Source organism: Arthrobacter sp. efr-133-TYG-118 (assembly GCF_030209755.1).
GTDB lineage: Bacteria > Actinomycetota > Actinomycetes > Actinomycetales > Micrococcaceae > Arthrobacter.
In genome coordinates, this window is record NZ_JARVRH010000016.1 from 87,315 (window position 1) to 111,725 (window position 24,411).

Annotated in this window: 24 protein-coding genes; 15 read left to right on the forward strand and 9 right to left on the reverse strand. The window is 64.8% G+C overall.

What is annotated here, in order from left to right:
* The first annotated feature begins 229 nt into the window (after positions 1–229).
* The 8 genes from QRN59_RS14835 (at position 230) to QRN59_RS14870 (ending at position 9,718) form a co-directional block, all read left to right on the forward strand.
* On the forward strand, positions 230–3,286 hold the full coding sequence (locus tag QRN59_RS14835; protein ID WP_284983264.1) for a hypothetical protein: 3,057 nt from the start codon (positions 230–232) through the stop codon (positions 3,284–3,286).
* A 98-nt stretch (positions 3,287–3,384) separates the two neighbouring features.
* On the forward strand, positions 3,385–4,248 hold the full coding sequence (locus QRN59_RS14840; protein WP_284983265.1) for an HpcH/HpaI aldolase/citrate lyase family protein: 864 nt from the start codon (positions 3,385–3,387) through the stop codon (positions 4,246–4,248).
* Positions 4,249–4,578: 330 nt separating this feature from the next.
* Positions 4,579–4,803, forward strand: coding sequence for a DUF3188 domain-containing protein (locus tag QRN59_RS14845; RefSeq protein WP_284983266.1), 225 nt, complete (start codon positions 4,579–4,581; stop codon positions 4,801–4,803).
* A gap of 12 nt (positions 4,804–4,815) precedes the next feature.
* Complete coding sequence (locus tag QRN59_RS14850) at positions 4,816–6,321, forward strand: FAD-dependent monooxygenase (RefSeq protein WP_284983267.1); 1,506 nt, start codon at positions 4,816–4,818, stop codon at positions 6,319–6,321.
* Between the two features lie 55 nt (positions 6,322–6,376).
* The gene (locus tag QRN59_RS14855; protein ID WP_284983268.1) at positions 6,377–6,838 is read left to right on the forward strand and encodes an FAS1-like dehydratase domain-containing protein; all 462 of its coding nucleotides are present in this window, start codon (positions 6,377–6,379) and stop codon (positions 6,836–6,838) included.
* A 2-nt stretch (positions 6,839–6,840) separates the two neighbouring features.
* On the forward strand, positions 6,841–7,278 hold the full coding sequence (locus QRN59_RS14860; RefSeq protein WP_284983269.1) for a MaoC family dehydratase: 438 nt from the start codon (positions 6,841–6,843) through the stop codon (positions 7,276–7,278).
* Positions 7,275–8,597 (forward strand): MFS transporter, encoded by a 1,323-nt coding sequence (locus QRN59_RS14865; protein WP_284983270.1) that lies wholly within the window; start codon positions 7,275–7,277, stop codon positions 8,595–8,597. Before QRN59_RS14860 ends, QRN59_RS14865 begins: the two co-directional genes overlap by 4 nt.
* A 53-nt stretch (positions 8,598–8,650) precedes the next feature.
* Positions 8,651–9,718 (forward strand): UDP-N-acetylmuramate dehydrogenase, encoded by a 1,068-nt coding sequence (locus QRN59_RS14870; RefSeq protein WP_284983271.1) that lies wholly within the window; start codon positions 8,651–8,653, stop codon positions 9,716–9,718.
* Between the two features lie 9 nt (positions 9,719–9,727).
* On the opposite strand, the gene QRN59_RS14875 is transcribed toward QRN59_RS14870, so the two are convergent.
* A complete protein-coding gene (locus tag QRN59_RS14875) occupies positions 9,728–10,198 on the reverse strand; it encodes a hypothetical protein (protein ID WP_284983272.1) in 471 nt (156 codons plus the stop codon).
* Positions 10,199–10,307: 109 nt separating this feature from the next.
* On the opposite strand from QRN59_RS14875, the gene QRN59_RS14880 reads away from it, so the two are divergent.
* Positions 10,308–11,426, forward strand: a complete 1,119-nt coding sequence (locus tag QRN59_RS14880) for a winged helix DNA-binding domain-containing protein (protein WP_284983273.1) — start codon at positions 10,308–10,310, stop codon at positions 11,424–11,426.
* Positions 11,427–11,511: 85 nt separating this feature from the next.
* Here QRN59_RS14880 and asd read toward each other — a convergent pair whose 3' ends face one another.
* The 8 genes from asd to QRN59_RS14920 all read right to left on the reverse strand — a co-directional run bounded on the left by asd (position 11,512) and on the right by QRN59_RS14920 (position 19,611).
* The gene (asd, locus tag QRN59_RS14885) at positions 11,512–12,666 is read right to left on the reverse strand and encodes an aspartate-semialdehyde dehydrogenase (RefSeq protein ID WP_284983274.1); all 1,155 of its coding nucleotides are present in this window, start codon (positions 12,664–12,666) and stop codon (positions 11,512–11,514) included.
* A gap of 62 nt (positions 12,667–12,728) precedes the next feature.
* Positions 12,729–12,950, reverse strand: coding sequence for an NF038396 family protein (locus QRN59_RS14890; protein ID WP_284983275.1), 222 nt, complete (start codon positions 12,948–12,950; stop codon positions 12,729–12,731).
* Positions 12,951–12,952: 2 nt separating this feature from the next.
* Entirely contained in the window at positions 12,953–13,540 is a 588-nt protein-coding gene (locus QRN59_RS14895) for a dihydrofolate reductase (protein ID WP_284983276.1), read from the reverse strand.
* Positions 13,537–14,340 (reverse strand): thymidylate synthase, encoded by an 804-nt coding sequence (locus QRN59_RS14900; RefSeq protein ID WP_284983277.1) that lies wholly within the window; start codon positions 14,338–14,340, stop codon positions 13,537–13,539. Before QRN59_RS14900 ends, QRN59_RS14895 begins: the two co-directional genes overlap by 4 nt.
* An 18-nt stretch (positions 14,341–14,358) precedes the next feature.
* Positions 14,359–15,327, reverse strand: coding sequence for an NUDIX hydrolase (locus tag QRN59_RS14905; RefSeq protein ID WP_284983278.1), 969 nt, complete (start codon positions 15,325–15,327; stop codon positions 14,359–14,361).
* Between the two features lie 11 nt (positions 15,328–15,338).
* Positions 15,339–17,588: an RNA degradosome polyphosphate kinase gene (locus QRN59_RS14910; protein ID WP_284983279.1), complete on the reverse strand. Its 2,250-nt coding sequence runs from the start codon at positions 17,586–17,588 to the stop codon at positions 15,339–15,341.
* 104 nt (positions 17,589–17,692) lie between these two features.
* On the reverse strand, positions 17,693–18,664 hold the full coding sequence (gene mshD, locus QRN59_RS14915; RefSeq protein WP_284983280.1) for a mycothiol synthase: 972 nt from the start codon (positions 18,662–18,664) through the stop codon (positions 17,693–17,695).
* A 248-nt stretch (positions 18,665–18,912) separates the two neighbouring features.
* Positions 18,913–19,611 carry a winged helix-turn-helix transcriptional regulator gene (locus tag QRN59_RS14920; RefSeq protein WP_234749023.1) on the reverse strand — a complete coding sequence of 233 codons (699 nt, stop codon included), beginning with the start codon at positions 19,609–19,611 and terminating at the stop codon, positions 18,913–18,915.
* A gap of 311 nt (positions 19,612–19,922) precedes the next feature.
* On the opposite strand from QRN59_RS14920, the gene QRN59_RS14925 reads away from it, so the two are divergent.
* From QRN59_RS14925 to QRN59_RS14950, 6 genes are all read left to right on the forward strand, one after another.
* Positions 19,923–20,657: a permease gene (locus QRN59_RS14925; RefSeq protein ID WP_284983281.1), complete on the forward strand. Its 735-nt coding sequence runs from the start codon at positions 19,923–19,925 to the stop codon at positions 20,655–20,657.
* Positions 20,658–20,823: 166 nt separating this feature from the next.
* Complete coding sequence (locus tag QRN59_RS14930; protein WP_284983282.1) at positions 20,824–21,423, forward strand: nitrobindin family protein; 600 nt, start codon at positions 20,824–20,826, stop codon at positions 21,421–21,423.
* A gap of 87 nt (positions 21,424–21,510) precedes the next feature.
* Positions 21,511–22,233, forward strand: coding sequence for a flavodoxin family protein (locus QRN59_RS14935; protein WP_284983283.1), 723 nt, complete (start codon positions 21,511–21,513; stop codon positions 22,231–22,233).
* A 22-nt stretch (positions 22,234–22,255) separates the two neighbouring features.
* Complete coding sequence (ygfZ, locus tag QRN59_RS14940) at positions 22,256–23,341, forward strand: CAF17-like 4Fe-4S cluster assembly/insertion protein YgfZ (protein WP_284983284.1); 1,086 nt, start codon at positions 22,256–22,258, stop codon at positions 23,339–23,341.
* Positions 23,338–23,751, forward strand: a complete 414-nt coding sequence (locus QRN59_RS14945; protein ID WP_284983285.1) for an ankyrin repeat domain-containing protein — start codon at positions 23,338–23,340, stop codon at positions 23,749–23,751. Before ygfZ ends, QRN59_RS14945 begins: the two co-directional genes overlap by 4 nt.
* Positions 23,752–23,841: 90 nt before the next feature.
* On the forward strand, positions 23,842–24,402 hold the full coding sequence (locus QRN59_RS14950) for a PadR family transcriptional regulator (protein WP_284983286.1): 561 nt from the start codon (positions 23,842–23,844) through the stop codon (positions 24,400–24,402).
* Positions 24,403–24,411: the final 9 nt, after the last annotated feature.

The window sequence follows — 24,411 nt, forward strand, 5'->3', positions numbered from 1 at the left end:
CCCGGCAGTAACGCCCGGAAATGCCGGGAAACCGGGCGAAATCCGGCGAAATGCGCGCGCAACATGGCGACGTATTTCGGAGCGGGTCACCGCGTTGAGGACTGTGACGCCATGCGTACGTCCCGGAATTCATACAGTCGATTGACAAATGGTGCGGCCCGGCGCATCATTCAGGCACGCTCGGCGTTTACCGCGCGCGTAATGGTCGGCACCCGGTGATGGGGGTTGCATGGCAATGAGTCAAGGAACAATCGCTCTGGTGGCCCGCTGGCGGACAGCAACGCTGCTGATTGCCGCGGCGACACTGTGGATAGCCATGGCCGAGATCGACCGCCTGATCGCCGGTACTGTCAGCGCCAACGGCGAGAACAGCAGCATGGCCATCCTCACCGGATTCGGTTCCTGGGGTGCCCGGGACACGTGGCGGATCTGGAGCTCTGTGGGGAACGTGGAACACGGCAATCTCGTCATACTGGCGACCCTCCACGTCGTGCTCGACGGCTTTCTTGCAGCCCTCTACGGGTACCTCCTTTTCCGGCTCGCACGCGGTGCGAAGGTGCTCAGGACTGTCGCGGTATTGGCCGCCCTCACGGATATCGCGGAGGGTTTCCTGACGGTAGGTGCCGTCCAGGACCCGGACCGGGGAGCTCCGGTGGTTGCCGCCGTCCTGGGTACTACGTCCAACATCAAGTGGCTGCTGCTGGGCTTTTTCCTGATAGGGGCCGTGGCGGTCCCGGCGGTGCGGAACGACATGGTGGGCAGGGCTGTCCGAATTGCGCGGGTCGCGCAATTCCACCGCCTGACGGTGACCGCCGCCGCACTGGTGGCAATCCTGGCACTCTTGCCGGTTCCGGGCGTGAATGACCAGATGCCCGACTCCCAGCGGCTGTGGGCTGAAGGGGACGCCCAGCCGCTTATCGCGAGTTCCGTCGTGGTGCCGTTGCTGGCTGTGGGCCTGCAGTACATCGGAAGGCTACGGTCCGTCCTTGCGTGGGAACTTTGGGCACGCTCCTTCACGCAAGAGCTGCCGCCCAGGTGGCGGCTTTGGCTCGCCGCTCCCTTGATCCTTGCTGCCGGAATTGTCCTCATGGTTTTCCTGGGGCCCGTGGAGCGGACAAATTGGTGGCAGTTCGGGATCTTTGTCACTGTCCCCTTGCTCCTCCTGGCAATTTCCATGGTCCTGAAGGCCGCCTCGGTCCTGATCTCTCCTTGGGCTTTCAGGCGCAAATGGGTCATGGAAAAGCATCCGCAGGATCGCCGTCGGGCCTTGGACATCTGGCGCGGAGGCGACTACCTGGCCACGCTGCTGATTGCCGTGGCCGGTATGGCGCTCGTCCGCAGCTTTGCCGGGCCCGTGGCAATGCTGCTCTTGACCCAGAGGACCGGAGCCAGCACCATGCCCCCCGGGTGGCCCGTCAACGCGGTGCTCCTGCTGTCGTTCGGCGCAGTCTTGGCCTGCGGCGTTTTCCCCGTCCGGTGCCTTCTCTTCAGGCGCTTTCCGCGTTGGTTCGGCCCGGACCCGCGCCAAGGCTTCGGCCAGCGCCCGTATTTGAAGCTCCTTGTCCTCTTCCTGGGTGCCGTGCCCTTGCTCCTGCTGCTGGTGGGCCCTTCGTTCCTCACGGCGATCCTTGGAGTCTCCGCGACCGCGGTCCTTGGACTCGGCTCCTGGGCCCTGCTCTTCGGCGCGGTGGTCGTGTGGGCCCAGCAGCGGCAGCCCCTGGAGATCTTCCAGAGAATGGGCCTGCGAGCCAACCCCGTCCTCTCCCTTATGGCTGCCGCTCTGGCACTCGGCCAAATCAGCGGCGGCGCCGGAGAGACGATGCACCTGCCACGGACGAGCCCGGTGCCGGCCACCGTCACCCGCAATTCGCTCGCCGACGAGTTTACGTCTTGGCTTCAAACGTCCGCGGTGTGCGACATGGATCCCGGGCACGGCAAGACCGCGAGGCCGATGCTCATTGTTGCGTCCGAAGGCGGCGGCATCCGGGCTGCCAGTTGGACCACCAGGGCGTTCGGGGCCATCGCGGAATCCCCGTGCGGCAAAGCAGCCACGCTCCTCTCGAGCGGCGTCAGCGGCGGTTCGCTCGGCCTGGCCCTTGTGACCCGTTACGGCTCGCGCACGGGAAGCACAGAGATGACGCCTGTGGTGGCGTCAGACAGGGTGGCAACGCCCGGGGCCCTCTCCGTGAGCGTCGGGGGAGCCATCGCGTCGGATCTCGTGGCCGGAGGGACTGGCCTCCTGCTGCCGAATTGGAGCCGAGGCGAGTATGCCTGGCACGACCGCGCAGCGCTGATGGAACGGGAATGGGAGGCAGAGGCCCCGCTGTTGGCGGATCCTTTCGACCCTTCGGCCCGGGGGCCGGCTGGCGCCCTCATGCTCAATTCCACAGTCACTGGTTCCGGCTGTCGGCTGGTTCTGAGCCAGGTGGCGTTGCCAGGAAGTGATCAGCCAAAGGCGGCCGATGCCGGCGGCAGGTCCCTGGCGACGCCGGATCGTGCCGCGCCCCCTACCCCAGGTCCGCAGTGCCTCTCCGCGGACCATACCCCAGTGTCGATCGACTTCTTTGACCCGGCGAACGGCTTCTGTGGGACGGACGTTGCCTGGTCCACCGCGGCTATGCTCTCGGCAAGGTTTCCGCTGATTTCCCCGGCAGGGCGGGTTCGCTACGGAGTCGCCGGCAGCGCTGGAGCACCGAATGCCGAGACGTCCTGCACACCGGCCGGGGCCTTCCAAGCGATCGACGGCGGTTACGCCGAAGGCTCGGGGCTAGGCACCGTCTCCGATATGTGGGGAGGCTTGAGGCAGCTTGTCGAGGCGCACAACCAAGCGGTGGACGACGGCGACAGCTCGGTTCCGGCGTCGTCGTCCTATGTGGTTCCGATTTTCGTCTACATCCGCAATTCCCTCGGCGTCGACGTCACCGCAAAGGTGCCTGCGCCGATCGCCGAGCTTGCGGTCCCGTTGGCGGGGCTGAAGGCCAAGGCATCCCAAGTGGATGCGGAAGCGTGGCTCCAAAGGTTGGAGCAATCGGCCGATGTGTGCCTCAGCCCGAGCTGTGAGGAAGCAAGCAACGCCGTCCTGGGCCGACTGGGAAGCGGCAGGACGGTGGTGGTTGCGCCGCGGAGCGAGGCAGCCATTGACCCGCCGCTTGGTTGGACCTTGTCCATGCTCTCGCGCACCCGCCTGGACAATGCCTTGGCAGATGAGCGCGGTGCATGCGGCACGAAAGCCAGTCTCTGCCGATTGCTGTCCGTTCTCTCCGGTGCCGCTGTGGCAAGCCGCTGAACTGCCGGTGGCCTGTCACAATCGTTTTGTTCGTATTGATGCCCACACCGGCGACAGATTCTTAGCGTTCCTGGCGGCTGGCCGGATACGGTAGATACATGACGTCTAGCACCGCCGCCGAGTCCATTCGGTCCACCCGCAAAATTCCCGCCGACATTGCCCGCTCCTGGCTCCTTGTGAACGCCATGAAGACGGAGCTTTTCGACCAGTCGGCCTCATCGCGCGCGGACGCCATCATCCTTGACATCGAGGACGCTGTGGACCCGTCCCAGAAGGACATTGCCCGCGACAACGTCATCAACTGGCTGACCGCTGGCGGCCAGGCCTGGGTCCGCATCAACGACGCCACAAGCCCGTTCTGGGCCGATGACCTCGCCGGTCTGCGTGGCACGCCCGGCCTGTTGGGCGTCATGCTGGCCAAGACCGAGTCCGCGGACCAGGTCACCGAGTCCTTCCACCGCATGGACGGCAAGATCCCGGTGGTTGCCCTCGTGGAATCGGCCCTCGGCATCGAGGAAGCCAACCACATCGCCCGTGCCCAGGGCGCCTTCCGCCTGGCCTTCGGTTCGGGTGACTTCCGCCGGGACACGGGCATGGCCGCCACGCCTGAAGCAATGGCCTATCCGCGTGCCAAGCTCGTTGTTGCCAGCCGCGTGGGCAACCTGCCGGGCCCCATCGACGGCCCGACCGTCGGCACCAACCACCCGATCCTGCGCGAGCAGACCGGCATTACGGTGACCATGGGCATGACCGGCAAGCTCTGCCTGGCCATCGACCAGACCACGGTCATCAACGAGGTCATCAGCCCCACGCCGTCGGACGTCGCCTGGGCCACCGACTTCATGAACGACTTCGAAGCCAACGGCAGGGTCATCCGCGACGGTTCCGACCTTCCGCGCCTCGGCCGCGCCGAAAAGATCATGAAGCTCGCCGTCGCCTTCGGGGTCCAGCCCTCCCTGTAAGGGCGCACCCTCCGACGCTCGCTCACTTATCTCCTGCTTTTTCATGACGCCCGCTCACAAACAAGCCCAAACGACCGGATCCTCCTGCAGATGATTTGAGCGAGCGTCCGCGGTTTGGCCCCTATAGGTGAGCGAGGGTCCGCGGTTTGGCCCCTTTAGGTGAGCGAGCGTTCTTTGGAGTCGAGCGGATCGGGGTGTTTGGTTGCCGACGGCGTTCCCGTCCCGACGCTCGCTCACTTAAATCGGGTTCTGGCTGGACGCTCGCTCACTTACATCGGGTTTCCGGCCCCGCAGGACCCGCTGTTCCGACAAGTGCCCTAAACTTGGGTGGTGCTGAACGAATTCTGGGCCACGGCCTCTATCGCCTACAAGACGCTGGTTTTCGGCGCGATGGGGCTCATCGCCGTCGGGATCATCCTTACGATCATCGGCAACACTTCCCATAACCAGGGCCTAGCGCTGACGTCGTTGTTCGTGATCGGGCTCGGCCTGGTCCTGCATGTCGTGGGCATGGTGGTCCGCGGACAGCAGGTCCGCAAGGGCTTGAAGAAGTAAGCCTGCCGGAGCATGGCGATGACCAAGCATGCGGTGGTGATCGCAGGGGGAGGCCCCACAGGGCTGATGCTCGCGGGCGAGCTGGCATTGGCCGGCGTCGACGTCGCGATTGTCGAGCGGCGTGCAAACCAGGACCTCGCCGGCTCACGCGCAGGCGGTTTGCACTCACGTACCATCGAGGTCCTCGATCAGCGCGGAATCGCTGATCGGTTCCTGTCCGAGGGGCAGGTGGCCCAGGTCGCCGGGTTTGGCGGCGTCCGTTTTGACCTCAGCGATTTTCCCACACGACACAACTACGGGCTCGGGCTGTGGCAGAACCACATCGAGCGCATCCTGGCCAGCTGGGTCGCCGAGCTGGCGGTGCCGATCTACTACGGACGCGAGGTGACCGGTTTCGCGCAGGACGAGACCGGCGTCGACGTCGAGCTGTCCACTGGCCAGGCGCTGCGCGCGGAATTTCTCGTCGGGTGCGACGGAGGACGCAGCCTGGTCCGCAAGGCAGCCGGAATCGAATTCCCCGGGTGGGATCCGACCACGAGCGCCCTGATCGCCCAGGTGGAGATGGCCGAGCAGCCGCCCTTGGGCGTCCACACCAATGCTTTCGGCATCCACTCCTTCGGCAAGCTGGAGTACAAGATCCTCGACGGCAAGGTGGTCTACGCGGATGGCGGGCCCGTGGGGGTCATGGTGACCGAGCAGCATGTCGGACCCACCACTGAACCCACCCTTCATGACTTGAGCGAGGCGCTCATCGCCGTATGCGGGACGGATTACGGGATCCACAGTCCAATCTGGATCTCCAGATTCACAGACATGACCCGGCAGGCTGCGAGCTACCGCGACAGACGGGTCCTGCTCGCCGGCGACGCCGCACACGTGCATGCGCCGGACGGTGGACAGGGCCTCAACACGGGGGTGCAGGATGCCGTGAACCTGGGATGGAAGCTGGCCCAGGTGGTCAAGCGGACATCGCCGGAAAGCCTCCTCGACACCTACCACGCCGAGCGCCACCCGGTGGCCGCCCGCGTGCTGCGCAACACCATGGCGAGTGTCGCGCTTCGCCGACCGGACGAACGCACGAAAGCCGTGAGCGAGGTCATTGCCGATCTCCTCGGCATGGAGGAACCGCGCAAGCGCTACGCCGCGATGCAGTCCGGCCTCGATGTCCATTACGACGTCGGCGACGGGCACCCGCTGCTCGGACGCCGCATGCCCGATCTGGACCTTGTCACTGCCAACGGCCCGTTGCGCGTCTTCAGCCTGCTGCACGATGCCCGGCCGGTCCTCCTCAACCTTGGCGAGCCGGGCGGCATCGACATCACGCCGTGGGCGGACCGGGTTCAGCTGATCGACGCCACGTACCCTGGGACCTGGGAGCTTCCGGCACTCGGGGCGGTCACGCCTCCCGCCGCCGTGTTGATCCGGCCGGACGGATATGTGGCCTGGCTGGGAGACCGAACCCGGCTGGGCCTCGACGACGCGCTGACCAGATGGTTCGGACCGCCTGCCGCGCGGTAGAGGCCCGGCGACGATGCTAATCCGGAGACACGTCCCGGGCCGATAGGGTTGGAGCATGACTATTAACCCGGACTTGCAGGGCCGCAGCTACCCTGCCGCAGAGGTGTACGACGTCGGCCGCGAAAAGATCCGGGAGTTCGCCCGGGCCGTGAAGGCCACCCATCCCGCCCACTTCGACGTCGAAGCCGCCAAGGCCCTTGGCCACAGCGACCTCGTCGCTCCGCCGACCTTTGCCATCATCGTCGCCCAGCGGGCCGATGCCCAGCTGATCGAGGACCCCGATTCCGGGATTGACTTCAGCCGCGTAGTGCACGCAGACCAGCGCTTCACGCACCACCGCCCGATCGTTGCCGGGGATCAGTTGCGCGCCGAACTGCACGTCGACGGCGTCCGCGCCATGGGCGGCGGGGCCATGATCACCACGCGTTCGGAAATCTTCGCTGTCCGCGAAGACAACCAACGCGAGAGCGTCGCCACCACCACCTCGTCCATCCTGGTCCGCGGAGAGGGACAGTAACCATGAGCTTGAAACTTGAAGAACTCGCCATCGGGCAGGAAATCGGCACCCGCAAAATCGAGGTCACGCGCCAGGACTTGGTCAAGTACGCCGGCGCGTCCGGCGACTTCAACCCGATCCACTGGAACGAGTCCTTCGCCACCAGCGTCGAACTTCCCGGAGTCATCGCCCACGGTATGTTCACCATGGGCTCCGCCGTGCAATTGGTGAGCGACTGGGCCGGCGACCCGGCCGCCGTCGTCGACTATCAAACGCGCTTCACCAAACCGGTACTGGTCGCCGACACCACCGGTTCCAACGAGCCCGGTGCCGTGATCGAGGTTGCCGGAGTGGTGGGAGCGCTCGACGCCGAAGCCCGCACCGCGCGCATCGACCTGACCGTCACCTTTGCCGGCCAGAAGGTCCTCATGAAGTCCCAGGCCGTTGTGAAGCTCGCTTGAGCCGGCTGCAACAATCAGCACCTCGCGCCACCGCGGCGGAATTGTCGCGGTGGCGCAATGCTGTGGTGGCCGCGTACGGCGCCAGCGGGCTGGCCTTCTCGTCCTGGGTCTCCCGCTTGCCCGCCATCCGCGACGGCCTGAACCTGACGCCCGGCACGGTTGGCCTCCTGCTGATGTGCATGACTGTGGCATCGTTCCTCTCCGTGTCCGCGTCCGGGGTGATCGTGATCCGTCTCGGATCACGACTGACCACGCGGATCGGCGGTGCCATGGTGGGCCTCGGCCTGGCGGTCGCCGGTTTTGGCACCTCTGTGCTGGCCAACCCCGTGGTCGTGGCCCTTGGACTCATGGTGATCGGCCTCGGCACGGCCAGCTGGAACACGGCCTCCAATGTAGAGGGGGCGTCACTTGAACGCGCCCTTGAGCGGCACATCATGCCCCGCCTCCACGGATCCTTCAGCCTCGGTACCGTTGCGGGAGCAGGGCTCGGAGCCTGGGCCGCTGCCGCGGGATTGCCGGTCTTCTGGCATCTGGCTGCGGCCGGCTTGGTGGTGGCGGTCTCGGTGGTGACAGCCGCAGCCTGGTTCCGTGCGGATATCACCCGCCATTCCACTGCACGCGGTACCGCAAAGGCCTTCAAGCCCGGAAAGCCGGACACCTTCGAAGATCCTTCAACCGGCCCCTTGCCCATCATCCAGCCCGGCCAGCAGGGACCGGCCGAACCATTGGACAGCAAGCGCATGGTGGCGCGGGCGTGGCGCGAACGCCGGACCCTCCTGCTCGGCCTGCTAGTCCTCGGGCTCGCCCTGGCAGAGGGCGCCGCGGGGGATTGGGTGGCTTTGGCGTTGGCCGATGGCCACGGTCAGTCCGATGCAGCCGGAGCTGTGGGTTACGGAATCTTCGTGACATTCATGACTGTGGGCCGCTTTGCCGGGACCGTAGTCCTGGACCGCTTCGGGCGGGTGCCTGTAATGCGCTGGTGCTCGGCCACGGCTGTGGTGGGGCTGGCACTCTTTGTCTTCGCCCCGGTACCGTGGCTCGCCTTCGCGGCCCTGGCTATCTGGGGTCTGGGTGCTTCTTTGGGCTTCCCGGTGGGCATGTCCGCTGCCGCGGACGATCCAGCCCACGCCGCGGCCCGGGTTTCGGTCGTCTCCACGATCGGCTATGGGGCTTTCCTTTGCGGTCCGCCGCTCTTGGGGTTACTGGCGGAGCACTTCGGCATCCTGCATTCCTTGCTCGCCGTCCTGGTCCTGCTCGTCGCGAGCTTCTTCCTGGCTCCCGTCTCGCGTAAGCGCGCGCCTGAGCCGGCGTGTCCGTGAGTCGGCGCGTCCCTGAGTCGGCCAGGGCAGGCAATCCCCGCTAGGCTTGTTTGGTGACCCTGACGATGCTTTCCGAACTGACCACGGCCGCCGTTGGTGGCCCTGCCGGCACCTTTGTGGAGGCCCGCACCGAAGGGGAAATCATCGACGCCGTCCGCTCGGCGGATGCCGCGGGCGAGAAACTGCTCATCATAGGTGGGGGATCCAACCTCCTGATCTCCGACGCCGGATACCCGGGGACCGTCCTCAAGATCGCTTCGCAAGGCTTCACCGTCAACTCGGAAGATAGCTGCGGAGGCGTTTCCGTGGTGGTCCAGGCCGGGCACAACTGGGATGCCCTCGTGGAGCACTCCGTGCTGCACGCGTGGTCCGGGCTGGAGGCCCTCTCAGGCATCCCCGGAGCCACAGGTGCCACTCCTGTACAGAATGTGGGCGCTTATGGTGCCGACGTCTCCCAGACCATCGCCGCAGTGCGTACATGGGACCGCGAACGCAACGCTGTGCAAACCTTCACCAACTCCGAGCTCAAGTTCGGCTACCGGGACTCCATCCTCAAACAGACCACCACCGAGGGCTCACCCCGTTATGTGGTTTTGACAGTCGAATTTCAGCTGCCGCTCGGACGCATGAGCGCGCCCATCCGGTACGCGGAGCTGGCCCGGTCCCTCGGGGTCGAGGCGGGGAAGCGCGCGTATTCCAACGACGTCCGGCGCGAAGTCCTGCGGCTGCGTGCCTCCAAAGGCATGGTCCTGGACGCTTCGGACAGGGACACGTATTCCACGGGTTCCTTCTTCACCAACCCGATTGTGCCGGCCACAGCGGCCGCAGCGCTGCCCGAGGGTGCGCCGCAGTACCCGGCCGGAAACGATGGCCTCGTCAAGCTGTCTGCAGCCTGGCTGATCGACCAAGCCGGCTTCGGAAAGGGCTTCGGACTCGAACCCGCAAGCGTCTCCGGCGGCCGCGCCTCGCTGTCCACCAAACACACCTTGGCCATCACCAACCGGGGAGGAGCCAGCGCGGAGGACATAGTGGCGATCGCCCGTGAGGTGCGTCGCGGCGTCGTCGAGCGCTTTGGCATTGAACTGCATCCGGAGCCGCTGCTGATCGGTTTGGCCCTGTAGGAACGCGCTTCAGCGCTTTCCGGTCGGAAGGACCTTGTTGAGCAGCAGGAACGTCAGCCCGCAGCTGGCGGCCCCCAAGAGGAAGATCTGGCTGAACGCTATGCTCTGCGGCGACGGACCGCCGGGCGAAATCCAGCCGGCGGCCGCGAAGCCTGCCACGCCCAGGAGCATGACGATGGCTGCAAGCAGGAAGCTGCGCACTTGATCGCCCGCGCCTGTCTGGAACCCCGATTCGGGATCGTCAAGGTCCCGGTCGGACGATGGCTGGCATGCGGCAGCAAGGCCCAGGAGGAGGGCCGCGGCGCCAGTAGCGGCGAGTCCCACTTCTTGGACAGTCTGCATCGACGGGGACAATCGCACCCCCGCACCAACGGCTATTGCCAAGCCGCAGACAAGCCCGACGGCGGCGGCGCACCAACCAGCGGCCGCTAACCGCCGGCTGAGCGGCCGCAGCAGCGGACCTAACTCACCGAACAGCATTCCCCTAGCGTAGGAGGGCCCGCTGGAAGGCCCCTGTGAGCGGCATGGGAGTTCCTCCTGCGTGCTATTGAGGACCGAAGCTGTCCACCGTGCGTCCTATGATGGGGCCATGGCAGCTTCGGCTAAGATCAGCGTCACTCCCAAAGTCATGGGCAGGCTGCGCCTTGCGAGCCAAGGATTGCTTGGGGGATTCAGCAGCCCGGAGGAATGCGTCTCCAGGATGGGCGCCATGCAGGCCCAAGACCTGGCCTCGGCGTTCTGGGCGGTGGGCCAGCGGGTCCCCGGTTCCGGCCTCTCGAAGGTATTGGAGGCGCTGGAGAACGGCACAGTGGTCCGGTCGTGGCCCATGCGAGGAACGCTGCACCTGGTGCCACCGCAGGACTTGCGCTGGATCCTGGCCATCACTACCGAGCGATCCATGCGTTCGGTGGCCGCGCGGCACCGGGAGCTCGGCATCGACGAAACAGACGTCGCAACGTGCCGGGAGCTTGCCCTTGAACGCGTCGCCGGCAGCCCCGGCGCCACGCGCGAGGAACTCTTCAAGATCTTCGAATCCGCAGGCCAAGTGACCACGGCCCAGCGCGGGATCCATTTGCTTTGGATTTTGTGCCAGAACGCTTGGCTCGTCCAAGGGCCCCCGGCCGGCACGGCGGGCAAAGCCCTTGGACAGCAACTGTTCGTGGCCTTCGATGAGTGGATTCCGGAATCCAAGACGCTGAGCCGTGAAGAAGGGATTGCCGAATTCCTGCTGAGGTATATGCGCAGCCACGGACCGGCCACGCTCTTGGACTTCGCGTGGTGGACCCAGATCCCCAAAGCCGAAGTCCGGGCAGCCCACGAGGCTATTCGCGGCCAACTCGTGGAGCTCGTCTTCCGGGGAGCGTCCTATTGGCTGTCGCCCGAGACGGCGGCACTGCTCGACGACGGCGTTCCCGGCTCGCGGACGGTCCTCGCCTTGCCGGGATTCGATGAATTCCTGCTCGGGTATACGGACCGCAGCCTTGTCCTGCCCCCGGAGCATTTCCAGAAGGTTGTTCCGGGCGGCAACGGGGTCTTCAAGCGGATGATCGTGTCGGGCGGCGAAGTGGTGGGCACCTGGTCCCGCAGCCGCACCGGCCGGAGCGCCGTCGTCGTGCCCGAACCGTTCGCCCCGGAAAGGCTGACTCCGGCAGCCAATCGGTCGTTCGAACTCCAGGCCGCGAAGTACGTGCTGTTCATGGAGAGTTGAGGGACTCCCGAAAACGCCGCTGGCCCGCCATGCAGTCGCGGGCAGCGACTGGACAGCGGGCCAGTACGGATATTGCGCAAGACTCCTAGAGGGTGCCCGTAGCGATCTTCAGCATGCGGCGCAGCGGCTCGGCAGCGCCCCAGAGGAGCTGGTCGCCCACGGTGAAGGCGCTGATGTATTCCGGGCCCATCTCGAGCTTGCGGATACGGCCTACGGGGATCTCCAAGGTACCGGAGGCAGCAACCGGGGTGAGGTCCGCCATGGAGGCTTCCTTGGTGTTGGGCACAACCTTGGCCCACTCGTTGTCAGCGTCCAGGAGCTTCTCGATTTCGGCGACGGACAAGTCCTCGCGCAGCTTGAGCGTCAGTGCCTGGGAGTGGGAGCGCATGGCGCCAATACGGACGCAGAGGCCATCCATAACCACATGGTCCTTGCCGGGCTTTCCATTGCCCGTGCCGAGGATCTTGTTGGTTTCCACCCCGGCCTTCCACTCTTCCTTGGACTGGCCGTTGCCGAGGTCGGCGTCGATCCAGGGGATCAGGGAGCCGGCTAGCGGGACGCCGAACTGGGTGGCGTCGACGCCGGAGCGCTGGGTCGCCAGGACCTTGCGGTCGATTTCCAGGATCGCCGACGCCGGATCGTCCAGTTCGCTGCTGACTTCGTTGTTGAGGGTGCCGAACTGGTTGAGCAGTTCGCGCATGTGGCGTGCACCGCCGCCCGAGGCCGCCTGGTAGGTCATGGAGGTACCCCACTCGACCAGGTTGTTCTTGAACAGGCCACCGAGCCCCATGAGCATGCAGGACACGGTGCAGTTGCCGCCGATGTAGTCCTTCACGCCGCCGGACAGGCCTGCGTCGATGACGTCGCGGTTGATGGGGTCCAGCACGATGATGGAGTCGTCGTTCATGCGCAGCGTGGACGCGGCATCGATCCATAGCCCGTCCCAGCCACGGCTGCGCAGCTCACCGTGGACCTGCTTCGTGTAGTCGCCGCCCTGGGCAGTGACAATAATCGGCAGCTTGGCAAGAGTCTCAATATCGAACGCGTTCTCGAGCTTGCCTGCGCTGCCTTCTGCTGTACCAGCGAATGACGGCGAGGCACCTCCCGCGTTCGAGGTGGAGAAAAATACCGGGTTGATGTTGGCGAAGTCGCCCTCTTCCTGCATGCGCTGCATCAGGACGGAGCCGACCATGCCACGCCAACCGACCAGTCCAACGGACGGATTAGCTGCTGTAGTCATTGAACCAGTCTAGACTTTCGCGGCTCCCGGCCGCTGTCGGTTACGTCACGAGGCCGTGGGCCCTACTTGCCGGAGCCGGGTTCTTCCAGCAGGGCCGCCTTGCGGGCACGCAAGGCGTAGAAGGCGCCAAAGGCGAAGACCTGGGTAACCACGACCAGGACGATGATCCCCAGGATCTTGTTGCCGCCGAGGATCATGGTGAGCCCAACGATCGCGGACAAGAGCGCGAAGAGCGGCAACAACATGTAGCCGAGCACGAACAGGGTCTCAGGTTTCTTCAGCATTCTCAGTCTTCCGTCCGGCGCCACGTGGCGATCCGGTAGTTGGTGCCGTTCTTGGAGGTCAGCCAGCCTTCAGCCGGCTGCATCGCCTCAAGATTCCAGGCCTCGCCGAACTCCGGCGCGAATGTGTCGCCGTCGGTGTCGGAATCGATGACCGTGATGACGGCGACATTCGCGATATCCACGGACTGCCGGTAAATTTCGCCCCCGCCAATGATCCAGACATTCTGGCCGCCCGGTGCGAACTGGGACTCGAGCAGGGCGGCATCAAGGGAGGAAACCACGACGGCGCCACGTGCTTCGGGCGAGTCCGCCCAGCCGTGTTGCCGGGTCACCACGATATTGGTGCGACCGGGCAGGGGGCGGTACTTTGCGGGAAAAGACTCCCAGGTTTTCCGGCCCATGATGACCGGATGCCCTGTTGTCAGCCGGCTGAAGTGCTGCAGATCTTCGGGAACGTGCCAGGGCATGGTCCCGCCCTTGCCGATCACTCCGCTGCCGGTCTGTGCCCAGACCAGGCCGATTCCGTTGAGCGTTTCCGCGGCCTCCCCGGAGGAAGGCGAGTCCGCGGCAGGAGTTTCGTAGGTGTTCATACCGCCACGGGCGCCTTGATCGAGGGGTGGTGGCGGTAGCCGACTACTTCGAAGTCCTCGAAGGTGTAGTCGAAGATCGAGTCCGGCTTGCGGGTGAAGCGCAGCTGCGGGTACTCGTAAGGCTCGCGGGAGAGCTGCTCGGTGACTTGCTCCACGTGGTTTTCGTAAACGTGGACGTCCCCGCCGGTCCAGACGAAATCGCCGGGCTCGAGGCCCAGCTGCTGGGCCACCATGCAGGTCAGCAGCGCATAGGAAGCGATGTTGAAAGGAACGCCCAGGAACATGTCTGCCGAACGCTGGTACAACTGGCAGGACAACTTGCCGTCGGCAACGTAGAACTGGAAGAACGCGTGGCACGGCGGCAAGGCCATGTCCTTGATCTCGGATACGTTCCATGCCGAGACGATGTGGCGGCGGGAATCCGGGTTGGCGGCCAGGCCCTTCATGAGCTCGGCGATCTGGTCAATGTGCCCGCCATCGGGGGTCGGCCAGCTGCGCCACTGCACGCCGTACACCGGGCCGAGTTCGCCGTCGGCGTCCGCCCATTCATCCCAGATGGTGACACCCTGCTCCTGGAGCCACTTCACGTTCGACTCGCCGCGGAGGAACCACAAGAGCTCCAGCGCGAGCGATTTGAAGTGCACCCGCTTGGTGGTTACGAGCGGGAAACCCTGGCTCAAATCGAAGCGCAGCTGGCGGCCGAAAACGCTCCGTGTGCCGGTGCCCGTGCGGTCCGACTTATGCGTGCCGTTGGCCATGACGTCGCGCAGGAGGTCTTCATATGGGGTTGGGATGCTCACGCACCCAGCTTACTTGAGTCAGTCGTCGAAGGGCTTGATCTGTTCCACGGCCACTACGCGCTGGCCGTTTCCACGGGCCACGTGGCACACGATCATCTCGCCAGGCGCCAGATACGGATCCTGGGCAGGCAGCATCTCGCGAAGCTCGGGACCCATGCGTTCGCCGAGCGCCTTCAAGACGGTGGGGAGCGCCGGCCGGTGGGTGCACAGCGCAACCCCGCGCTGCTTGTCGAACAAGCCCTCGACGACGGCGGTTGTCTTCTTCGGGCTCCGCTGGTGGTTGTGCTCCGTCAGGGCATCCACAAGTTTCACCTTGGCTCCGGCTGACTTGGCGTATGGCGCGATAGTGGATACGCACCTGGCCCAGGGACTGCTCACGATCCGCAGGGGCTTCCACACGCCTAGAAGCCGTTCCACGGCCAGCGCCTGGCGCAGACCCGTCACGGCCAGCGGCCGGCTGCCTTCGGCCTTGGTCCAGGAGGATCGTGGCTTGGCCTTGGCATGGCGCACCAGAATCAGGGGCCAGGTCTCCAGCTCACCATTGAGGTGCGCCTTCGCCAGCGCCTGGAGGGGGCCCACATCCGTCGGGTTGCTCAGGAAACGTGCCGCTTTATCCGGTGCGGCCCACATGTAGGCGTCCACTTCCGCACCGTCCGGCTTGATGACGGACCCATTGACCTGAGTGGCCCAATAGTGGACTACCTTCAGCCCAGCTGCCACATGGTAGTGCGTCGGAGGAAGGGGGATCCCGAGGGCGGCCTTGAGGCCGATTTCTTCCCTGATCTCGCGGACGGCGCACTCCGGGATGGTTTCCCCGGCGTCGAGCTTGCCCTTGGGCCAGGACCAGTCGTCGTACTTAGGCCGATGGATCAGCAGGACCTCAAGGGCGCCCTTGGTAACGCGCCAGGGAATGGCGCCGGCCGCCGTGACGGCGATCGGTTCCCCGGGATGGTCCGTCTGGTCTGCAACAGGTGTATCGCTCTTCAACTTTTCGCTGCCTACCGCCGGGCAACTGCACGTTGACGGGACCGGGAGGCAAGCAGCCAGGACTGGATGTCCAACAGCGGCGTGCCGTCTTCGGCCTGGTGGAACCTGGTCCAGTGGCCTTGGTTGTCGAGGTGCCAGCTGGCAGTGCCTGGGTCCATGTAACGGCGCAGCAGGTCCATGACTTCGGCTGTGTCTTCGCGGTTGGAGAGCTGCACCAAGGCCTCAACCCGGCGGTCGAGGTTGCGGTGCATCATGTCCGCGGAGCCGATATAGACCACGGGATCGTTGGCATTGGCGAAGGCAAACACGCGCGAGTGCTCCAGGAAGCGGCCCAGGACGGAGCGGACTGTGATGTTCTCGCTCAGCCCAGGCACTCCCGGGCGCAGCGAACAGATGCCACGGACAATGACGTCAACCTTCACCCCGGCCTGCGACGCCCGGTAGAGGGCGTCGATCGTGGCTTCGTCAACCATGGAGTTGACCTTGATCTGCACCTTGGCGGCAATTCCCGCGCGGGCGTTGCGGATCTCGGTCTCGATCCTGTCGATCAGCCCGGAGCGCACCGAGCGCGGCGCGACGAGGAGCCGCTTGAAGGTCGACTTGGGGGCATATCCGGAGAGCTGGTTGAAGAGCTTGGACAAGTCCTCGCCCACCTGCTCATTGGAGGTCAAGAGGCCAAGGTCCTCGTAGTAGCGGGCCGTCCGTGGGTGGTAGTTGCCCGTGCCGATATGGCAGTACCTGCGCAGGCCATCCACTTCCTGACGGACAACCAGGGACAACTTGCAGTGCGTCTTGAGTCCCACGATGCCGTACACCACGTGCACGCCGGCCTGCTCCAGTTTGCGGGCCCAGGAGATGTTGGCCTGCTCGTCAAAGCGGGCCTTGATCTCCACGAGGGCCAGGACCTGCTTGCCGGCCTCGGCGGCGTCGATCAGCGCGTCCACGATCGGGGAATCGCCGGAGGTGCGGTACAGGGTCTGCTTGATGGCCTGGACCTTGGGGTCTGCGGCCGCCTGCTCCAGGAAGGCCTGGACCGACGTCGAGAACGAGTCGTACGGGTGGTGCAGCAGGATGTCGCGGCGACGCATTGCCGCGAAGACGTTGGCGGCCTTGGATGTCTCGGATTCGTTCAAGTACCGCGAGGTGTGGGGCACGTGCTTCGGATAGTGGAGGTCGGCGCGGTCAATTCCGCCGATGACCGACAGGCCCCGGAGGTCCAGGGGAGCCGGAACGGAGTAGACCTCGGATTCCTCGACGCCGAGTTCGCGCACCAGGAGCGCACGGATATTCGGGTTGATGTCCGTGGTGACCTCAAGCCGGACGGGCGGGCCGAAGCGGCGGCGCAGCAGTTCTTTTTCAAGCGCCTGCAAGAGGTTCTCGGCGTCGTCCTCTTCAACTTCCACGTCCTCGTTGCGGGTGACGCGGAAGGAGTGGTGCTCCATGACTTCCATTCCGGGGAACAGCTTGTCCAGATGCACCGCGATGACCTCTTCGAGCGCGATGAATCGTGCGACGCGACCCGGGACCGCACCGGCACGCGGTCCGTCGATCGAGACGAGCCGCGGCAGCTGGTCCGGAACCTTGACGCGGGCGAACAGTTCCTTGTCGCTCACGGGGTTTCGGACAATCACGGCCAAGTTGAGGGAAAGACCGGAGATATACGGGAAGGGGTGGGCAGGATCGACGGCGAGGGGCGTGAGGATCGGGAAGACCTTCTCGCCGAACATGATGCTCAAGCGGTGCTGGGCCTCGTCGTCGAGTTCGTCCCAGCGCATGAGGTGGATGTGCTCATAGGCCAAAGCGGGGCGGATCTGCTCGGCAAACACACGCGCGTGGCGTTCCTGCAGCTTTCGGGCGGCATCGCCGATCTGCTCCAGGACTTCGATCGGGCTCAGCCCGGCGGGGGAGGGCACCGCGAGTCCGGTGGCGATGCGGCGCTTCAAGCCGGCAACCCGCACCATGAAGAATTCATCCAGGTTCGAGGCGAAGATGGAGAGGAAATTGACCCGCTCCAGCAGGTAGAGGTCCGGATCCTCTGCGAGCTCAAGAACCCGGGAGTTGAAAGCGAGCCAGCTCAGCTCGCGGTCCAGGAAACGGTCCGGAGTGATGTCGCCTTCCGGCTCAAGGGAGGGTGCAAATTCGGGAATGTCGATGCGGTCCTGGGTTGCCCGCGCAGCCGGGACTTCGGAAGATCCGAAGCGGGGAGGCAAGGTTGCGCCCTTGACCTCGGTTTTGGTGGTTCCGACCGGGTCCGGGTTCATCGGGCTCTCCTTCGTTCAGCGCGGGGGTTTGATTCAACCCTACAAGGATTCCACGTGCCGGAATCCTAGATGTCCTAGCCTTTCAGATACGCCTTGGTTCCGGGTTACTTCCGGGGTAACGGCGCATACATGACATCGACGTCCCAGCGTACGAAGCCCAGCTTGTGGTACAGGGCGACGGCCGCGGTGTTGTCGGCATCCACGTACAACATCACGGAGTGCAACTCGTGGCTTTGGAGATACCTGATCCCGGCGACGGTGAGCGCCTTGCCAAGCCCCAGCCCCTGGGCCGCGGGCGTCACACCCACGACGTAAACCTCTCCGATGGCCGGATGGGGTCCTTGCCGGGGGTGCACCTTGGTCCAATGGAATCCAAGCAGCTCCCCGGCCGGGTTCACAGCCAGCAGGAAACCTGCGGGATCGAACCAGTCCTCGGCCATCCGGGCTTCCAAGTCGGCCCTGGTCAGGGAACCCTGCTCGGGATGGTGGGCAAATGCTGCCCTGTTGGCTGCCAGCCAGGCGGACTCATCCTGGCCCGGCACGAAGGCGCGCAGTGAAACTCCCCCGGGCAGGCCGGCGTCGGGCAGTTCCGCCGTGGAGGACATGAGCCGCATCTTCCACAGTTCGCGCGCCGGGCCGTAGCCGTAGCGGGCCGCAAGCTCCGCGGCGGCCTCGTGATTCCCGTGGGACCAGGCGTTCAGCCCCTCGAGCCCGCGGCTGTCCCGGAGTGAATCCAGCAGGCGGCCTGCGACACCTTGGTTGCGGTAGCTGGGGTGCACTGCCATTTCCAGGACCCCGGTCCCGTCGTCCGCTTCAACCACGACGGCGATTCCCGCCAGATCCTGCCCGCTCGCCGGATCGGACTGCTCGTCCGGGGCATACAGGGCCAGTGCGAGCACAGAGTGGTCGCCGGCATCGGCTCCGCGCAGCATGACCAGGGTCTGTTCGGACAGCGGGGGATTGCCGTCGGACTCCTCGGCAGCTGCGGCGAGCGTCTTGATGTCTTTCAACAACTCGTTGTCCGACGCGCCTTTGACGACGAGGACGGGCCAGTTCTCCGGGTGCGCAGGGCTCATGCTGCAAGGCTATACGCCTCCGGCCGGTTTGGCGGGATGGATTTTGCAGGCGCTGTCTTGGCCGTGTAAGGTCTATATCTCGTCCGGCTTCGCGAAGCAGGATACGAGGGGGATCCACCAGTGGGGTGGCCTCGATACGTTCGACCCGTATGTCCTCCACTCAAACACAGGGAAGGCCCGGACTCACTGAGTCCGGGCCTTTCCTGTGCTTCGCAGCTTGGGTTCCAGAGGCTCGGCGGTTCGGAAGCCTAGGCCTCCGTGAGCTCGTCTTCCGGCAAACGGACCAACGTCAGCCGGTAGCCGACGTTGCGGACCGTGCTGATGAGGTTCTCGTGGTCCACGCCCAACTTGGCACGCAGGCGCCGGACGTGGACGTCCACGGTGCGGGTGCCGCCGTAGTAGTCGTAGCCCCATACCTCGGTGAGAAGCTGTTGACGCGTGAACACCCTGCCCGGGTGCTGGGCCAGATATTTCAGGAGTTCGAATTCCTTGAAGGTCAAGTTGAGCGGCTGCCCGTTCACGCGGGCCGTATAGCTTGCCTCGTCGATCACGACGCCGGCCGCCCGGATTTCGGTGTTGGCCTCCTCTTCGCCGGGGATGGCACGGGCCACGGCCAGGCGGATCCGGGCCTCGACTTCGGCCGGCCCCGCCGAGTCGAGGACGATGTCATCCACGGACCATGCGGAAGAGACGGCAGCCATGCCGCCTTCCGTGAGGATCAGGATGAGAGGGGCGCTCAAGCCCGTGGCTTTGAGCAACTGGGTCAGGGATCGGGCCCCCACGAGGTCCTTGCGGGCATCAAGGAAAACGACGTCGGTGGGGTCGGTTTCGAGCAAGGCCGTTGGCTCTGCCGGAAGGATGTGGACCCGGTGGTTCAATAGCTCCAAGGCGGGCAGGATGTCTACCGACGAGCCGGTGCTGTTCGTCAGGAGCAGGATGTGCGACATAGTTCCTCCAATGGGCGGTCCGCGCATCATCGGGCGTCTGAACCGGGTTTCCACCGGCCGGTAGCTGCTTATGGGGCGTGGTTCCGTTGTAACGGAAGCGTTGCAACAAGAAGCGCTGTTGACAACCGAGTATACCCAAAGGCCCCTGCAACGTCAGGGATTCGTGTCACCTTCAACCCATGTTTGCGACATATTTGCGCCGTATAAGGCAGGATTGGCAGGAGGTTGCTCGCAGCTTGGAACGAAATGGGCCCGTCGAGGATCCCACGAAGGCGCGGCGAGGTTAGGGACACAGTGAGGTCAGGGGCGCAGTGAAGTCTTGGAGCATCGGGGTGGTCGGCCTCGTGGCGCTCGCGGTTTTCGTCGCCAGCTCTTACGGCCCCACGGAAGGGTTGGTCGCCGTCGGAATTCTGGCGTCGGCCGCGGTTGGCATCGGCTGGCCCTACTTTCTAGCGGTCCCCGCCAAAAAGACCTTGGCCACGGTGATCGGGCTGAGCGGTGCTGGTTCGGCCCTGGCAGCCGGATTGGTGCCAGCCCCCGGATTTCTCGACGCAACTCCCGCCTTCATCGCCGCAGGCGTGATCGCGGTGTTCGTCGTGCAGCTGATTCGCGGAACCGGCCAGGCCCAACGGCTCGAATCCACCCTTGGTAGCTGCGCCGGCGTCCTGCTGAGCTGCCTTGGCGCGGGCTGGATTGCGGGGGCGAGATTCAACGGGATCAAGGAAATGGTGTTGGTCGCCGCTCTCAGCGCCGCGGTCGCCCTCCTCGCCGGCTTGTTGCGCTGGCCGGACCGGGTCGTGGCGCCTTTGGGCATCGTGGCGGCCGGGCTGGTGGCTCCGCTGGCCGGCCTGGTGTTCTCCAACATCGCGATCGTGGCTGCCATCGTGGTGGGCGTGGTCATCGCCTCGGTCCTGGTCAGTTTCCGTCGGATGGTGACGCTTCGGCTCGGCCGCCTGAATTTCCCGGCTGTCCTTGGAATGGGCGTCGCCCCCGTCTGGGCGGTCGGCGCGTTGTCCTACTTCATCGACAAACTACTCATCTACTAACAGTTAGGATGGCATCATGTCCGTACTTGCATTTGAAATCTTCTTCCTTGTCCTCCTCGGCCTGGCCAGCCTCTCGATGGCGTGGTTCGCTGGTTTTGTCGTTTACCGTCTCTTCAAGGGCCAGAAGTAGAGCTTCTGTACCTTCCGGTCCACTGAGGTAATTGCTGTGCCCATCGAAATTCCTTCCGACCTGACACCCGAATTAGTACCCCTTTCCTGGCTCATTGGTGAGTGGGAAGGCCGGGGACGGCTTGGAAGCGGTGAGGAAGACTCGGATCACTTCATCCAGCATGTCTCCTTTACGCACCACGGTCTGCCGTACTTGGAGTACCGCGCGGAAAGCTGGCTCATCGACGAGGACGGCACCAAGTTGCGGCCACTCACTGTGGAGACAGGCTTCTGGGCGCTGGAGCGGAAAATGCTCGACGCCGACGGCGGCCCCGGCTTGATTCCCGCGGAGATTGTCCCCGTATTGAAGACGGCCGACGACGTCGAGGCCCACCGGAACGCCGACGGCGGGTTCGACATCGCTGTGACGATCGTCCATCCCGGTGGCATCAGCGAGCTGTACTACGGCCAAATCAAGGGGCCGCAGATCCAGATGAGCACCGATATGGTGATGCGCGGCGGCCACTCCAAGGAATACACTGCGGCCACGCGCATCTTCGGACTCGTCGATGGCAATCTGTTGTGGCGCTGGGATGTGTCCACTCCGGGTAAGTCGCTCGAGGCCCATGCCTCGGCTTTCCTGAACAAGCTCTCTTAGGGGGGCTTGTTCCCTGGCTTCAAGGTCTCACCGAAGAGGTCTCACTGAACGTCCCGTTTCGCAGTCCGAACCAAAGGGGAGCAGCAAGTGAACGAAGCAACAAAACCCGCCCGCTATGACGATCTCAAGGCTTTGTTTTTCAACGGGACGCTCAAGCCATCCCCGCAAGTGAGCAATACCGACGGACTCATAGCCATCAGCCGGCGCATCATGGAAAAGCAGGGCGTCAGTACCCGTGTAATCCGCACTGTGGACCACGACATTGCCGCCGGTGTGTATCCGGACATGCGCGAACACGGCTGGGCCACGGATGAATGGCCCCAGTTGTATCCGGCCGTGCTGGAGGCCGACATCGTGGTGGTGGCCGGCCCTATCTGGCTTGGCGATAACTCCTCCCAGACCAAGAAGCTCATCGAGCGGCTCTACGCCCATTCGGGCCAGCTCAACAGCAAAGGCCAATGGGCCTACTATCCAAAGGTCGGCGGCTGCCTGATCACCGGCAACGAGGACGGCATCAAGCACTGCGCCATGAACGTCCTGTACAGCCTCCAGCACGTCGGCTTCACCATTCCGCCCCAGGCCGATGCCGGCTGGATCGGGGCCGTCGGCCCCGGACCCAGCTACCTCGACGAAGGATCCGGTGGCCCCGAGAGCGACTTCACCAACCGGAACACCACCTTCATGACCTGGAACCTGCTCCACTACGCCCGGATGCTCAAGGACGTAGGCGGCATTCCTGCCTACGGCAACCTCCCGGATGAATGGAAAGCCGGCACGCGCTTCGATTTTGAAAACCCGGAATACCGCTGAGCCCCAAGGACTTCTACTACATATGACTTACAAGAGCCCCTTATTGTCGCGCCCCGGAGCTGTAGAAGGCGGCGGCGAGGACTCCGGCGTTGCGGCCCACTACGGCGAGCCCCTGCGTGAGCAGCGCGCACTCGCCGCCGGCACCGCCGTCGTCGACCTTTCCTATCGGGGCGTTGTCACGGTCACCGGACCGGACCGCCTCAGCTGGCTCAACACCCTTTCCTCGCAGCAACTGACCAACCTCGAGCCGCGCGTCTCCAGCGAGCTGTTGCTCCTCACCATCCAGGGCCGCATCGAGTTCGACGCCCGCGTGGTGGACGACGGCGGGACCACCTGGCTGCTGGTCGAGGCCGCCGAGGCCGCCCCGCTGGCCGAGTGGCTCGACAAAATGCGGTTCATGTTGCGCGTCGAGGTGGCCGACGTGTCCGCCGATTGGGCCGTCGTCGGCTCAACCAAGCCTGTTGACGCCTGGTCCGGGCGGCTCGTCTGGGAGGACCCGTGGCCGCACATCGGCGTCGGCGGCTATTCCTACAGCGTGGTGGAGGAAAGCTCCCATCCCGGCCTTGAGCGTCCCTGGTTCGAGTACCTCATTCCCGCGGCCGGGCTTGAAGCTGCCGTTGAGGGTATGGCCCTCGCCGGCTCGTTGGCCGCGGAGGCGCTCCGCATTGCCGCCTGGCGTCCCCGGCTCGGCGCGGAGACGGACGAGAAGACCATTCCGCACGAGCTCGATCTCCTGCGGACCTCGGTCCACTTGTCCAAGGGCTGCTACAAGGGCCAGGAGACCATCGCCCGTGTCCACAACCTTGGACACCCGCCCCGGCGGCTCGTTTTCCTCCAATTGGACGGCTCGCAGCACACCCTCCCGGCGCCGGGCAGCGTCGTATTTGCCGGAGAGCGCAAGGTGGGTACGCTGACATCTGTGGCCCAGCATTTCGAGATGGGGGCAGTGGGACTGGCGCTTATCAAGCGGTCCGTAGACCCGCAGGAAGTGCTGACCGTGCTGGACGGTGAGGAGCCATATCCGGCCGCCCAGGAAGTAATCGTTGCGCCCGATGCCGGACAGGTGGTGGGGCGTCAGACCGGATTCCTGAAGGGACCCCACCGATGAGCGAAACGACGGGCGCCGACGCCCAAGCGACAGGCGCCGATGACGAGGCCATTGCCTTGGCGCACACCTTGTTCGATGCCGCCAGGGAAGGCAACTCGGAACTCCTGCGCAGCTACCTCAATGCCGGGGCGCCTGCCGGAATGCGCAATGCCGCGGGTGATTCACTCCTGATGCTGGCCGCGTACCATGGCCACGCTGAAACCGTTCAGCTTCTGCTGTACCACGGCGCCGAGGCAAACGGCGCGAATGACCGTGGCCAGACCCCGCTGGCCGGCGCAGTTTTCAAGGGCTACACGGAGGTGGCCCGCGTTCTGATCGACGCCGGGGCCGATCCCGACGCCGGTGCCCCCACAGCGCGCGAGGCCGCCCGGATGTTTGCCCGCACGGAGATTCTCGGACTGCTCGGATAGCATTGACCGCCCCGCTGCGGTGGCTTTCTTGCGATCAAATATTCCATGTGGAATAGTTGATGTGGAATAGTTCGTACGGAGGATGGGGAAATGGCACGAGCCGCACTGACTCCACTTGGCGTCGCCGCATTGGCCCTCCTTGTCGAGGCGCCGATGCATCCATACGAGATGTACCAGCTCCTGATGGCCCGCCATGAGGACCGCTTGGTCAAAGTCCGCCCGGGTACGCTCTACCACGCAGTCGGTCGCCTGGACGAGGCGGGCTTGGTCGAGTCCACAGGCATTGACCGTGCCGGAAACCGGCCCGAGCGCACCACTTACCGAATCACCGGAACCGGCAGGGACGCGCTGACCGAGCGCCTCCAGAACATGCTGGCGGAACCCGTGAACGAATACCCGGTCTTCCCCCACGCGATCGCCGAGGCACACAACCTGCCGTCCGGCGTCGTACTCGAACTCCTGGACCATCGCGTGGCGAACCTGGAAAACCAACTCGACTTCCTGGTCCGGGGTGAAGAAGCTGTCGCTGCAAAAGGCGTCGAACCCAAGTTCTGGATCGACGTCAAGTACCAACAAACCATGCTGCGGACGGAAATCGACTGGATACGCAGCTTCCAAAATGATCTCCGCAGCGGGCAGTTGCCATGGTGACAGCCCATC

Excerpts from the sequence above, each read along its gene's own strand:
- QRN59_RS14835 (WP_284983264.1), top strand. The coding sequence starts at position 230 with ATGGCAATGAGTCAAGGAACAATCGCTCTGGTGGCCCGCTGGCGGACA.
- QRN59_RS14840 (WP_284983265.1), top strand. The coding sequence starts at position 3,385 with ATGACGTCTAGCACCGCCGCCGAGTCCATTCGGTCCACCCGCAAAATT.
- QRN59_RS14850 (WP_284983267.1), top strand. The coding sequence starts at position 4,816 with ATGGCGATGACCAAGCATGCGGTGGTGATCGCAGGGGGAGGCCCCACA.
- QRN59_RS14855 (WP_284983268.1), top strand. The coding sequence starts at position 6,377 with ATGACTATTAACCCGGACTTGCAGGGCCGCAGCTACCCTGCCGCAGAG.
- QRN59_RS14860 (WP_284983269.1), top strand. The coding sequence starts at position 6,841 with ATGAGCTTGAAACTTGAAGAACTCGCCATCGGGCAGGAAATCGGCACC.
- QRN59_RS14875 (WP_284983272.1), bottom strand. The coding sequence starts at position 10,198 with ATGCTGTTCGGTGAGTTAGGTCCGCTGCTGCGGCCGCTCAGCCGGCGG.
- QRN59_RS14880 (WP_284983273.1), top strand. The coding sequence starts at position 10,308 with ATGGCAGCTTCGGCTAAGATCAGCGTCACTCCCAAAGTCATGGGCAGG.
- asd (WP_284983274.1), bottom strand. The coding sequence starts at position 12,666 with ATGACTACAGCAGCTAATCCGTCCGTTGGACTGGTCGGTTGGCGTGGC.
- QRN59_RS14890 (WP_284983275.1), bottom strand. The coding sequence starts at position 12,950 with ATGCTGAAGAAACCTGAGACCCTGTTCGTGCTCGGCTACATGTTGTTG.
- QRN59_RS14895 (WP_284983276.1), bottom strand. The coding sequence starts at position 13,540 with ATGAACACCTACGAAACTCCTGCCGCGGACTCGCCTTCCTCCGGGGAG.
- QRN59_RS14910 (WP_284983279.1), bottom strand. The coding sequence starts at position 17,588 with ATGAACCCGGACCCGGTCGGAACCACCAAAACCGAGGTCAAGGGCGCA.
- mshD (WP_284983280.1), bottom strand. The coding sequence starts at position 18,664 with ATGAGCCCTGCGCACCCGGAGAACTGGCCCGTCCTCGTCGTCAAAGGC.
- QRN59_RS14920 (WP_234749023.1), bottom strand. The coding sequence starts at position 19,611 with ATGTCGCACATCCTGCTCCTGACGAACAGCACCGGCTCGTCGGTAGAC.
- ygfZ (WP_284983284.1), top strand. The coding sequence starts at position 22,256 with ATGACTTACAAGAGCCCCTTATTGTCGCGCCCCGGAGCTGTAGAAGGC.
- QRN59_RS14945 (WP_284983285.1), top strand. The coding sequence starts at position 23,338 with ATGAGCGAAACGACGGGCGCCGACGCCCAAGCGACAGGCGCCGATGAC.
- QRN59_RS14950 (WP_284983286.1), top strand. The coding sequence starts at position 23,842 with ATGGCACGAGCCGCACTGACTCCACTTGGCGTCGCCGCATTGGCCCTC.